This window comes from Blastocatellia bacterium (genome assembly GCA_035275065.1).
Classification (GTDB): Bacteria; Acidobacteriota; Blastocatellia; order UBA7656; family UBA7656; genus DATENM01.
In genome coordinates, this window is sequence record DATENM010000083.1 from 1 (window position 1) to 13,384 (window position 13,384).

Annotated in this window: 6 protein-coding genes; all 6 read right to left on the reverse strand. The window is 63.7% G+C overall.

Translation table 11 applies throughout. The features are described 5' to 3' along the window. On the reverse strand, positions 1 to 707 hold a 707-nt coding region (locus tag VJ464_19375), incomplete at its 3' end, for an ABC transporter permease (protein ID HKQ07295.1). A gap of 92 nt (positions 708 to 799) precedes the next feature. Then, positions 800 to 3,232 carry an ABC transporter permease gene (locus VJ464_19380; protein ID HKQ07296.1) on the reverse strand — a complete coding sequence of 811 codons (2,433 nt, stop codon included), beginning with the start codon at positions 3,230 to 3,232 and terminating at the stop codon, positions 800 to 802. A gap of 17 nt (positions 3,233 to 3,249) precedes the next feature. Continuing rightward, positions 3,250 to 5,691 carry an ABC transporter permease gene (locus VJ464_19385; GenBank protein ID HKQ07297.1) on the reverse strand — a complete coding sequence of 814 codons (2,442 nt, stop codon included), beginning with the start codon at positions 5,689 to 5,691 and terminating at the stop codon, positions 3,250 to 3,252. A gap of 96 nt (positions 5,692 to 5,787) precedes the next feature. Further along, on the reverse strand, positions 5,788 to 8,226 hold the full coding sequence (locus VJ464_19390) for an ABC transporter permease (protein ID HKQ07298.1): 2,439 nt from the start codon (positions 8,224 to 8,226) through the stop codon (positions 5,788 to 5,790). A gap of 153 nt (positions 8,227 to 8,379) precedes the next feature. Beyond that, positions 8,380 to 10,806 (reverse strand): ABC transporter permease, encoded by a 2,427-nt coding sequence (locus VJ464_19395; protein HKQ07299.1) that lies wholly within the window; start codon positions 10,804 to 10,806, stop codon positions 8,380 to 8,382. Between the two features lie 120 nt (positions 10,807 to 10,926). Next, positions 10,927 to 13,338 (reverse strand): ABC transporter permease, encoded by a 2,412-nt coding sequence (locus VJ464_19400; GenBank protein HKQ07300.1) that lies wholly within the window; start codon positions 13,336 to 13,338, stop codon positions 10,927 to 10,929. Positions 13,339 to 13,384: the final 46 nt, after the last annotated feature.

Genomic DNA, 13,384 nt, shown 5'->3' on the forward strand with positions numbered 1-13,384 from the left:
TCGAAGGTGACGCCCTTCTTCAGCTTTCCGACCACCGAGAGGTAACGCCCGCGCTCGTTCGCGCCCTGCGTCCCCGCCGGCGGCATCGGCAGCACGCCCCACACCTCGGCCGGCTTGCCCGTCCCCGAGCGCTGCTTGATGTGCCAGTGGAAGCTCGGCGGCATGACGCCGACGACCGTGAAGGGATTGCCGTTGAGCGTGATCGACTTGCCGACGAGGCCGGGATCGCCGCCGAAGCGGCGCTTCCAGAAGCCGTAAGAGAGGACGACGCCGGCCGTGCCCTGATTCCCGTCCTCCTCGACCAGCACGCGCCCGTGGAGCGGCTCGACGCCGAGGACTTTGAAGAGGTCGGGCGTGGCGAACTGGACGGCGACCTCCTCGGGTTCGCCCGCTCCGGTCAGGTTCTGGCGCTGATCCGTGAAGGCGGACATGCTCTCGAAGCTCGACCCCTGCGCGCGCCACTCGCGGAAGTTCGCGCGCGAGGTCGTGTTCATGTGCCGCCCCGACGGCGTGACCTCCCACACCATCACGACGCGGTCGGCGTCAGAGTAGGGGAGCGCGCGCAGCAGCAGGTCGTTGACGACCGAGAAGATGGCCGTGTTCGCCCCGATGCCGAGGGCTAGCGTAATGATGGCCACCAGCGTAAAGCCGGGCCGCTTACGCAGCATGCGCGCGCCGTAGCGCAGGTCTTGTAGTAATGAGTTCATCTATCCCTCCAGCTATTAGTAGGCAGGAAGCAGGAAGCAGGAGGCAGTACGGAGAGACCGCTGCTTCCTGCTTCCTGCCTCCTGCTTCCTGCTTACTCGTAGCGCAGCGCCACCATCGGATCGGTCTTCATCGCGCGCCGCGCCGGGATGACGCAGGCGGCGAAGGCGACGCCGGCCAGCAACAGCGCGATCAGCACGAAAACCAGCGGGTCACTGGCACTGACTTCGAACAGCAAGCTCTGAATCAAACGAGTCAGCGCCAAAGACGCTGCCAGCCCGATGGCCAGCCCGATCAGCGCCAGGCCCATGCCGCGCTTCAGCACCAGCCAGAGAATGTCACGCGTGTTGGCTCCGAGCGCCATGCGAACGCCGAATTCGGGAATGCGCTGGCTGACAAAGTAAGACAGCACGCCATACAGCCCGATGGCCGCAAGCAGCAGCGCGAGGCCCGCGAAGACGCCCAGCAAAGTCGTCCCGGTTTCGCGCTGGCCGATCTCTTTGCCCAGCACATCTTTCATCGTTTGAATGTTCGACACCGGCTGATCCGGGTCAACCTCATGGATTCTCGCGGTCACTGCCGGCACCAGGCTGAGCGGTGCCACCGTCGTGCGCAACACCAGATCGCGCGGCGCGTAAAAAGGCTCGACTGTCGCTTGCTGGCGATAGGGGAAATACATCTCCGGCTTCACCGGCGCTTCGACGCCCATCTGGCGAACGTCTGCGACGATGCCGACAATCGTGATCCACGGCGATTCCGATGGCGGCCCGCCGAAGTTGAAGCGTTTGCCGATGGCCTGTTCACCCGGCCAGAATTCGCGCGCCATCGTTTCGTTGATGATGGCGACCGGCATGGACTGCTCGTTGTCAGCGGCGGTAAAGCCGCGCCCTTCTTTCAGCGCGACGCCCATGGCTCGGAAGTAATCCGGGCTGACCTGCCGGTGGTTGGCGTCATAGCCGGCCCCCGGTTCGACCGCGCGCCCTTCGATGGCAATGCCGTTGGTGCCGCCTTTTATATCGAGTGGCAGCACGGTCACATAAGCGGCGGCTTCGACGCCGGGCAAGACAGAGACGCGCTCAAGAACCTGCTCGTAGAAGGCAAAGCGCTTCTGCGCATCCTGGTATCGGTTGTCGGGCAAGTGCGTGCGCAGGGCAAGCACGCTCTCGGGGCGCAGGCTGGCATATTGATCGCGCAGCCGCGCGAAGGTCTTGATTAGCAATCCGGCACCGACGAGCAGCACCATTGCCAGCGCCACTTCGCCGACGATCATCACATTCTGCAAGCGGCGATGGCCGGCGCTCAGGTTGGTGCGCCCGCCGCCCTGCTTCAGCGTTTCGTTCAGGTCAACCCGTAACGATTGCAGCGCCGGCGCCAGCCCGAACATCATGCCGGTGATCACCGACAGCAGCAGCGTGAAGCCGAGCATCATCATATCGATGTGAAGATCAACGAAGAGGCTCAGGCCCTGCGGGATCAGGTGACGCAGAAACTCGAAGCTCCAGACGGCGAAGACGACGCCGGCGATGGCGCCCATGAAAGAGAGCAATACGCTTTCGGTCAACAACTGGCGAATCAACCGTCGGCGAGAAGCGCCGAGCGCCGTGCGCACCGCGACTTCTTTGCTGCGCCCCATAGCCCGCGACAGCAGCAGGTTGGCCAGATTGGCGCTGGCAATCAGCAGCACGAAGGCGGCGGCGACCATCAGGATGATTAATGGCCGCTGCGTTTCGCCGGTCAACTCTTCCCGCAGCGAGTAGACGTTGGCGCCGATGCCGGCGGCGAATCTTGGGAAATCGCTAGCGATCTGCGCCATGATCGATTTGATGTTGGTGTTCGCCTCGCCGAGCGTAACGCCCGGCTTCATGCGCGCGACGACGCCCAGATAGTGACTGCCCCGGCTCGCCATGAGTTGCGGCGTCAGCCCCGAAGGAATCCACAGGCGAATCTCGGAATCGTTAAACTGAAAGCCGCGCGGCATGACGCCGACGACCGTGTACTTTTCGTCGTTGAGCAGAATGTCGCGGCCGATGATGCCGGCCTGGCCACCATAGCGGGTTTGCCAGAGCGGGTAGCTGATGACGACGACCCGGTTGGCTTCGGGACGGTCATCTTCGACAGTCAGGGCGCGGCCAAGCGCCGGCTCGACGCCGAGCACGTGAAAGAATTCTCCGGTGACTCGGAAGGCGTAAACCTTTTCAGGCTGGCCATCGCCAACCAGATTGAAGCTGCGCGGATAATACGCCGCCATCTCTTCAAAGACATCATTGCGCGTCTTCCAGTCCATATAGTCGGCGGGCGCCGGCGTATTTTTTGGGAAGTTGTATTTGGTGGCATCTTCCCAGACCATCACCAGACGCTCCGAGTCTTTGAACGGCAAGGGGCGCAGCAGCACGGCGCGCACCAGGCTGAAGATAGCCGTATTGGCGCCGATGCCCAGCGCCATGATAATGACGGCGACTGCCGTGAAGCCGGGCTTTTTCATCATCGTGCGCAGAGCAAAGCGCACGTCTTGGATCAAGCTTTCCATCTATAACCTCCCAACACCTATTCGTAACGAAGTGCGATCATCGGGTCTACGCGGGTGGCGCGGCGGGCCGGCACGAAACAGGCTCCCAGAGCCACCCCCAGCAAAATCAAAGAAACGACTGCGAAGGTCAGCGGGTCGGTGGCGCTGACGCCAAAAAGTAAGCTCGTCAGCAATCGCGTCAGGGCGAATGCGCCGATCAGGCCGATGCCGACGCCGACGAGCGCCAGCCCGACGCCTTGCCGAATCACCATCGACAGGACGCTCGCGGGCCGCGCCCCAAGCGCCATGCGGACGCCAATCTCGTGTGTGCGCTGCGTCACTGCATACGACATCACGCCGTAGAGACCGATGGCCGCGAGCATCAAACCTAGACCGGCGAAGAGCCCCATCAGCGCCATGTTGAAGCGCTCGGCGGCGATGGACTCGGAAACGATCTGTTGCATCGGGCGGATATTGCTGACCGGCAGCGCCGGGTCTATGTCGGCCATCGCCTGCTTGACGGTGGCGGCCAGCGTCGCCGGGTCGCTGCCGGCGCGCACAACGAACTGGCATGAAAGAAAGCGGCGCATCATCAGCGTCAAACCATCAGGAGCCTGCGCTGCCGGAATGAACATCATTGGCGGCGCATCGCTGGCAAGCGCGAACTGCTTCACATTGCCGACGACGCCGATGATCTGGTGCGACAGGGCGCGCGGCCCGCGACCGATGGTCAATGTCTGCCCGAGCGCGTCGGTGTCGCTCAGGTACTTGCGCGCGAATGCTTGATTGACGATGGCGACGTTGCCTGAGCCTGCCGTGTCTGTGTCGGCAAACGCCCGGCCTTGCTGCAATGGAATCTGCATCACACGAAAGAATTCCGGCGTGATCAACCGGAACTGCACCGATTCGGTGTGCTCCGGCTGGCCGGCGATGGCGAAAGGCATGCGGAATTGCGCCGACAGCGGCAGGTTGCTGGTGACCGCGGCGGCTTCGACGCCGGGCAGACCACCGAGCCGTTCGAGCGCGCGGCGGTAGAAATCCCCGACCTTCGCCGTCGTGTTGTAAGCCGAGCCGGTGGGCGAGATCTGAAAGGTCAGCACGTGGCGCGTTTCAAAGCCCGGCTCGACGCGGCGCAGGTTGACGAAGGTGCGAATCAGCAACGCGGCGCTCGTCAGTAGCATTAATGACAGAGCGACTTCTACGACCACCAACCCGCGCCGCAGCCGCCCGCGGCCTACGCCGGTGACGCCTTTGCCGCCGCCTTCCTTGAGCGCCGGGCTGACATCGAGGCGGCGCGCCTGGAGCGCCGGCGCCAGACTGAAGACGATGCCGGTGACGACGGTGCTAAAGAGCGTGAACGCCAGCACGCGCCAGTCGAGCGCCAGGTCGTTGAAGCGCGGCAGCAAGCGTTCGGGGATCAGCGCCGCAAGCGCGTCAATTCCCCATATCGCCAGCAGCAGCCCGGCACCGCCGCCGGCGAGCGCCAGCAACATGCCTTCGCTCAACAACTGCTTCATCAAGCGCCGCCAGTTGGCCCCCAGCGCCAGTCGAATCGCCATCTCTTTTTGCCGGCCGGCGGCGCGCACGAGTTGCAGGTTAGCGACGTTGGCGCAGGCGATCAGCAGGACGATGCCGACCGCGCCGAGCAGGATTAGCAACAGCGGGCGGACGCCGGCAGTCAGCTTTTCATGAAGGGGCGCGACGGCGACGCCTTCGCCCTCTTGCATCTGCGCCGGGTAGACGGCGCGAAACGCTTCGGCCACCTGCTGCATATCGGCCTGCGCCTGTCGCGGCGTGACCTCCGGGCGCAGCCGCCCGATCACCCGGTAATTCGGATCAGGATCGCCGCCCAGCGATGGGCGCAGCGGCACGAAGACATCAGCCGACCGCAGATACTGAAAGCCCGACTGGTATTGAAAGCCCTGCGGAAGGATGCCGACGACGATAAAGCTATCGCTGTTGATCGAAATGGTCTTACCGATCAGACCCGCGTCCGCGCCGAAGCGCCGCCGCCAGAGCCCGTTGCTGATGACGGCGACGCGCTCGCCGCCGGGCCGATCTTCTTCTGCGGTGAAGCCGCGTCCGAGCGCCGGCTGGATGCCCAGCACATCGAAGAATTCTTTCGACACTTTGACGCCGCTGACATATTCGGGCTCGCTGCCGCCTGCGAGATTGACCCCGGAGCCGATGGGCTGTTCGATGGCCAGGGCCGCGAAGGTTTGATTATGCTCTCGCCAGAAGAGGAACTTGGGCTCGCCGGCCGCGTCGTTTTCGACACCGGGCAGGCTCTGGCTGATCTGCATCAACTGCTCGGCATGCGGGTAAGGCAGCGAACGCAGCAAGACGGCGTTGACGATGCTGAAGATGGCCGTATTCGCGCCGATGCCGAGCGCCAGGCTAAGCACCGCGATGGCGGTAACGCCCGGCTGCTTGAGCAGCACCCGCAATCCATACTTGAGGTCTTGCCAGATCGTCTGCATAGCCAAATCTCCGGTTTGCGGTTTCTGGTTTCTGGTTTCTGGTTTGGGAAAGTTCTCGGTGTGTCAACCAGGAACTAGAAACCAGGAACTAGAAACTTATTCGTATCGCAGCGCCACCATCGGGTCTACGCGTGTTGCCCGGCGAGCCGGCACGAAACAGGCTCCCAGAGCCACCCCCAGCAAGATCAAAGCGATGACGGCAAAGGTCAACGGGTCGGTGGCGCTGACTCCGAATAGCAACGTCGCAAGCAGCCTCGTGACGGCGAAAGCGGCAACCAGGCCGGTGCCAACGCCAAATAGCGCCAGCGCCAGGCCCTGGCCGACGACCAGCCGCATCACGTCGCGGCGGCTGGCGCCCAACGCCATGCGGATGCCGATCTCGTGCGTGCGCTGCGTGACCGAATACGACATCACGCCATAAAGGCCGATGACCGCCATGACCAGCGCGATGCCGGCGAAGACGGCCATCAGCGCCATGGTGAATCGCTGCTGCGCGGTCGCCAGCTCTAACACTTCGCTCATCGTCTTGAGGCGCAGCACCGGGGCGTCGGCGTTGACTTCGCGCACGGCTGTGCGAACGGCGTCGCTCAAGGTCGCGGGATCGCCGGTGGCGCGCACCACCAGCGAGGCTTCAGAGCTGATGGCGACCTGCGCGTATGGGAAATAAATCTCGGCAGCCGCCGGCAGCTCTAAGCCCCACTGCCGCGCGTCGCTGACGACGCCGACGACTTGCGACGGCTGGCCGGTGAGCGCGGTGATCTGCTTGCCTATCGGCTCATCGTCCGCGAAGTACTGCTTGGCCATCGTCTCGTTGATCAAGACGACTGCCGGGCTGTCGAGCTTGTCGCTCTCGTTGAACGTGCGCCCTTTGATGAGCCGCACGCCGATGGCGCGGAAGTAATCCGGGGTGACGGTGCGGAACTCGGCGACCGGCGCTTTGCCCGGGTCCCACGGCGGCTGGCCGGCGATGCTAAAGCCGCCGTTGACGCTGCTGCGCCCGGTGATCGGCAGGTCGTTGATTGCGCCGATGGCTTCGACGCCGGGCAAGCGGCTGATGCGTTGCTGCACCTGTGTGAGAAAATTTACAGAGGCTTGGAGCTGTTTAGTCTGCGCGTCCGCCGGCTTGTCGTTCGGCGACGTGGCCAGGCGCGGGAACGAAACGTCAGCCGTGAGCAGAGGCCGCGGATCAAATCCGGGGTCTACTTTCGTGAGCCGCTGAATGCTGACGATCAACAGCCCGGCGCAGATCAACAGCACGAGCGACGAGGCGATCTCGAAGACCACCAGCCCGCGGCGCAACAGCGCCTGACGCGGGCCGCTGGCGGCGGCGCTGCGCCCGCCTTCCTTGAGCGTTTCGTTGAGGTCGGATTTGGAAACTTGCACCGCCGGCGCCAGGCCGAAGAGAATGCCGGTCACCAGTGCCACGACCAGCGTGAACCCTAGCACCGCGCCGTCAACGCCCACTTCGCGGACGCGCGGGATGTTAGCGGGCGCGAACGCAACCAGCAGGTCAATCGCCCAGACCGCCAGCAGCACACCGAGGCCGCCGCCGACTATCGCCAGCAGCATGCTTTCCGTGAGCAACTGACGAACGATCTGCCAGCGGCTGGCGCCCATCGCCGTGCGGATCGCAATCTCTTTTTGTCGCGCCATAGCGCGGGCGAGCAAAAGATTGGCGACGTTGGCGCAGGCAATCAGCAAGACAAAACCGACCGCGCCGAGCATGATCCACAGGATGGGACGAATGAAACGCACCTGTTCTTCGAGCAGCGGCGAGACCTGCACGGTCAGGTTGGCATCGTTGGCCGGGTACTGTTCGGCGAGCGCCGCCGCAACCTGATTGAACTGCGCCTGCGCCTGCTCGACAGTGATGCCGTCCTTCAACCGTCCGATGACCAGCAGGTAATTACTGCCGCGCCCTTGCTGACTCTCGTTGAGCTTTGCCGGCATCCAGGCGTCTATGCGCGCGGGAAAGTTGAACTCCGGTGGCGCGACGCCGACCACCGTGTAAGTGTCGCCGTTCAGCGAAACCGTGTTGCCGACGACTTGCGGGTCACCGCCGAAGCGCCGCTGCCACAGCCCGTAGCTGATGACCGTGACGCGGGTGCCGCCCGCTTGATTGTCTGATGGCAGCAGGAAGCGGCCCTGCGCCGCCTTCGTCCCGAACAGCGTGAAAAAGTCTTCGCTGACGAGCGCGCCGCGCAGGCGCTCGGCCTGATCAACCCCCGTCAGATTGAACGTCGCATAGGTGTACGCGGCGATGTTTTGAAACGACTGATTCTGCGATTGCCACTCCAGGTAATCGGGCCGCGAGATCGGGCCGCGCACAATCGGCGGCTGCACGCGGAAGGCGTAGACCAGACGGTCGGGCTGCACGTAGGGCAGCGGGCGCAGCAGCACGGCATTCACGACCGAAAAGATCGCCGTGTTGGCACCGATGCCGAGCGCCAATGTCAGCACGGCCACAAAGGTCAGGCCGGGCTTCTTTGCGAGCATGCGTGCGCCGAAGCGCAAATCTTGCCAGAATTTTTGCATGGCCAAACCTCCGTTGAATTGCGGATTGCGGATTGCGGATTGCGGAATCTGGAACCGCGGATTCTCTTCAGAACTTGAGACGGCGAGGGTTCAAATGAAACTCAGAAACAAGTTCGATAATCCGCAATCCGCAATCCGCAATCCGCAATCGAGTCATTCGTAGCGCAGCGCGACCATCGGATCGACTTTCATCGCGCGCCGTGCGGGCACAAAACTGGCGGCTAGTGAGACCCCTGTGAGTAGTGACGAAATCAGCAAAAAGGTTGCAAAGTCGGTGGCGCTGACGCCATAAAGCAGGCTCGCCATCAAGCGCGTTAAGAAAAAGGCCGCAATCAGTCCCGCGCCGACGCCGATCAATGCCAGCCGCGTCGCCTGGCCAATCACCAGCCGCAGCACGTCACGTTGGCTGGCGCCCAGCGCGATGCGGATGCCTAGCTCATGCATGCGCTGCGTGACCGAATAGCTCATCACGCCGTAGATGCCGACGCCCGCAAGCACCATCGCCACGGCGGCAAAGATGCCGAGCAGCAGCATGTTGAAGCGGCGCTCCGCCGTCATCTCGGCGAGCGTTGCGTCCATCGTCTTGATACTGAAGACGGACTGGTCTTTATCAACCGCCCAGACCGCGTCGCGCAGCGCCGGAGCGTAGCTCGCGGGGTCGCCGGCGGTGCGCGCCACGATGGTCAGTGCGCTATCGGGATTTTGATCCTGCGCCATAAAAGTTTCGGGCCGCGCCGCCTTGTCGTATCCGGTGCGTCGCATGTCGCCGACGACGCCGACAATCGTCAGCCATTCTGTTTTGCCGTCGCTGCTCGGCTGGCCGTAGCAGTAACGCTTGCCGAGGGGGTCTTCGCCCTCGAAGAAGCGTTTGGCGAACGTCTCGTTGACGATGGCGACCGGCAGCGAACCGGCGCGGTCGCGCTCATCAAAGAAGCGCCCTTTGAGCAAGGGGATGCCCATCACTTTGAAATAGTCGTTCGTGACGGCGTCGAGCGGCACTTCGATGCTGTCGGCGCCGGTCACCACCGGGCGGCCTTCGATGGTGAAATTCGTCGAGTTCGGCGTGTCGCTCAGGAATATGGTGGAGATGGCGCCAACCGATTGCACGCCCGGCACGTTGCGCATGCGTTCGAGCGCTTGCTGGAAGAAGTTGACGACCTGCGGATTTTCGCGGTACTTGGTGCCGGCCAGTTGCACGCGCAGGGTCAGCAGGTTGTCCGGGTTGAAGCCGAGGTCGAACTTTTGCAGGTGGATGAAGCTCTTAATCAGCAGGCCGGCGCCGATCAGCAAAACCAGCGACAGGGCGATTTCTGAGACCACCAGCAGGCTGCGAACATGCTTGCCGCGGCGACCCTCGGACGAGCCGCGCCCGCCTTCTTTGAGCGATTCGTTGAGGTCGGGCTTTGAGGCTTGCAGCGCCGGCACCAGGCCGAAGATGATGCCGGTCAGCAGCGATACCGTCAGCGTGAAAGCCAGCACACGGCCATCAATGCCGATCTGGTCGAGGCGCGGGACGTTGGCCGGGCTGATCGCCTTCAGCGCGTCCAGTCCCCAGATGGCCAGCAGCAGTCCCAAGACGCCGCCGACAAGCGCCAACAGCACGCTTTCCGTAAGCAGTTGGCGGACGATGCGGCGACGGCTGGCGCCGAGCGCCGTCCGTATGGCGATCTCTCGTTCACGAGCGGCGGCGCGGGCCAGCAAGAGGTTGGCGACGTTGGCGCAGGCGATCAACAAGACAAACGCCACCGCGGCCAACAAGACCAGCAGCGCCGTGCGCACCTTGCCGGTGACCTGCTCGTGCAGCGGCACAAGGTTGACGCCGTAGCTCTCCATGATCTGCGGAAAGCGCTCAAGCAGTTGGTTGGCAATCGTGCCCATGTCGGCGCGCGCCTGCTCGATGGTCACGCCGGGCTTCAGCCGCCCGACGGCTTTCAACCAGAACGCGCCGCGCGCCTGCTTGTTCTGCACCGAAGTGGCAAGCGGCACCCACACGTCTGTCTCTTTCTGCGGAAAGGCAAAGCTCGCCGGCATAACGCCGATGACGGTGCGGTCTACGCCATTGAGACTGATGGGTTGGCCGATGACGCCGGGATCGCTGCCAAAGCGCCGCTGCCACAGCCCGTAGCTGATGACGGCGACCCGGTCTTTGCCCGGCTCCTCTTCTTCAACGGTGAAGGCTCGTCCTTGCAGCGGGTCTACGCCGAGGACTGCAAAGAGGTTGGCCGTTGACCACGCGCCGGCGACGCGCACCGGCTCGCCGTTGCCTGTGAGATTGAAGCTGCGGTCGTTGAATGCCGCTACCTCTTCAAAGGTGGAGTTCTGATCGCGGTAATCGACATAGTTCGGGTACGAGTGCCAGTCTTGATCGATGGCGAGCTTGCCATTGCTCATCCAGACCATGACGATGCGGTCGGGATTCTTGTAAGGCAGCGGGCGCAGCAGAATGGCGTTGACCACCGAGAAGATGGCGGTGTTGGCGCCGATGCCGATGGCCAGCGCCAGGACGACGATGACCATAAACCCCGGCCTGTTCAGCGAAGCGCGGATGGCGTAACGCAGGTCTTGCAGCACAGTTTCCATAGTCAACCTCCAGTGAGGGTGTTGAGTGTTGGGTATCGCCTGGGAGCGCGGGCATCTTGCCCGCCAGTCTTTCGCATGCGCGAAGTTGCGGGCGAGACGCCCGCGCTCCCAGGCGATCACCTATTCGTGTCGTAGTGCGACCATCGGGTCTACGCGGGTGGCACGGCGGGCGGGCACGAAACAGGCCCCCAGAGCCACTCCTGTCAGCACAATCGCGATAGCGACGAAGGTGATCGGATCGGTGGCGCTGACCCCGAACAGTAAGCTGGCGAGCAAGCGCGTCAACGCGTAGGCGGCGGCAAGCCCGATGCCGACGCCAGCAAGCGTCAGCCCCAGGCCCTTGCCGACGACCAGCCGCAGCACGTCGCGGCGGTTAGCGCCCAGTGCCATGCGGATGCCGAGCTCACGCGTCCGCTGCGTCACTGCATAAGACATCACGCCGTAGATGCCGACCGATGCCAGCACCAGCGCCAGGGCCGCAAACGTCCCCAGCAGGATCAACATGAAGCGCCGTTCGGCAATCGAATCGGCCAGCCGCTGGCTCATGGTCTTGATGTCATAAACCGGCAGGTCTTTATCCAATGCCTGCACTTCGCCGCGCACGGCGTTGGCCAGGCCGAGCGGGTCGCCAGTGGTGCGAATGGCGATGGTCGTCACCGGCCAGACGAGTTGCTGGTGTGGGATGTAGATGGCCGGCACCGGCTTCGGATTTTCCAGGCCCCACTGTTTGACTTCGCCGACGACGCCGACGATTTCGCGGGCCGTCTTCTCAGTCATGGGAATGATGCGCTTGCCGATGGCGCTCTCGTTCGGCCAGTAACGGCGGGCCGCCTCCTGGCTGACGAGCGCCACGGGCGGCGCGCCCTGTCTGTCTTGCTCAGTAATGAGACGCCCTTCAAGCAGCGGGATGCTCATGGTTTGCAAATAGTCAGGCGTGACGACGAAGTAAGACGCGTAAGTGCCTTGTGGCGTGTCTGCGGGCGCGACCCCCTCGATGCTGAAGGAGTAGGCCACGCCGCCCTTGGTCGCCAGCGGCAGCGTATTGGTCCCCCCGACTGCCTGCACGCCGGGCAGGGCGCTGAGGCGCTCCATCAGTTGTTGATAGAAAGCGATCTGCTGCGGCGCTTTGGGATATTTGACATGCGGCAGGTCCAGGGCGATGGTCAAAACATTCTTCGGGTCGAAGCCGGGATTGACATCCAGCACGCGCAGGAAGCTCTTGACGAGCAGGCCGGCGCCGATCAACAAAACCAGCGCCAGCGCCACCTCCGCGACCACCAGCAAGTTGCGCAGCCCTAACCGCCACCGCCCGCCCCGCGTCGCCGCCGCGCCCTCTTTCAGCGCCTCGTTGAGGTCTACTTTCGATGCGTGCAGGGCCGGCGCCAGCCCGAACAAAAAGCCTGTCAGCAGCGACACGCCGAGCGTGAAGCCGAAGACGGCCATGTCGAGCCGAGCTTCATGCAAGCGCGGAATGTCGGCGGGGCCGATGGCCTTCAGCAGGTCAACGCTCCAGAGAGCGAACAACAATCCCGCCGCGCCGCTCAGCAATGCCAGCAGCGAACTCTCGGTCAACATCTGCCGCGCCAGTTGCAGGCGGCTGGCACCGAGCGCCGCCCGTATCGCCATCTCTTTGCGCCGCGCGCTGGCGCGCGCCAGCAGCAGGTTGGTGACGTTGACACAGGCGATCAGCAGCACGAAGGCGACGGCCCCGAAAAGGATCAGCAGCGCCGGGCGCACCTTTTGCACCAGCTCCGTATGCAGCGGCGTCAGCTCGATCCTTTGCCTCGCGAAACCGTTTTGCGGCCCGGTCTCTTGCAGCCACTCTGAGAACGACTGCATCTCGGCGCGGGCCTCGGTCAGCGTGGCTTCGGGCTTCAGCCGCCCGACGATATTGAACATCATGACCGGCCCGGTCAGCACGCGGTCGGCGAGCGAGAGCGGCAACCAGAGGTCCGCGCTGGCCGGCGCCTGCACGCCCGGCGGCGCGACGCCGATGACGGTGTGCGGCACTTCGTTGAGCCGAATCGTCTGCCCGACGATGTCGCCGTCGCGATGAAAGCGCTGCTGCCACAGCTCGTAGCTGAGCACGACGACGCGCGTGTTGCCTTCCTGTTGGTCTTCGGGTGCAAAGGTGCGGCCCTGAATGGGCTGCACGCCGAGCGTCGAGAAATAGCTCGACGTGACTTCCGTGGCAACGACGCGCTGCGGCTCTGCGTCCCCCGTCAGGTTGACGCCGTCGCTTGCCGGGTTAAAGGCGGCGAGCGATTCAAAGCTCGGCGCGCGGTCGCGCCAATCAAACAGGTTCGCTGCCGAGAACTCTGTGCTCAGAGACAGCGGCACGCCCTGGATCATCATCACGCGCTCGGGGTGCGCGTAGGGCAGCGGGCGCAGCAGCACCGCGTTGACGATGCTGAAGACCGCGCTGTTGGCGCCGATCCCTAAAGCCAGCGTGAGGACCGCGACGACCGTAAGGCTCGGCGCTTTGAAGATCATCCGCAGCGCATAACGCATATCTTGGAACAAGCTCTTCATGATGATGCCCTTTGATACCCCTTGAAATTGTTAACCCCGCGGTTTG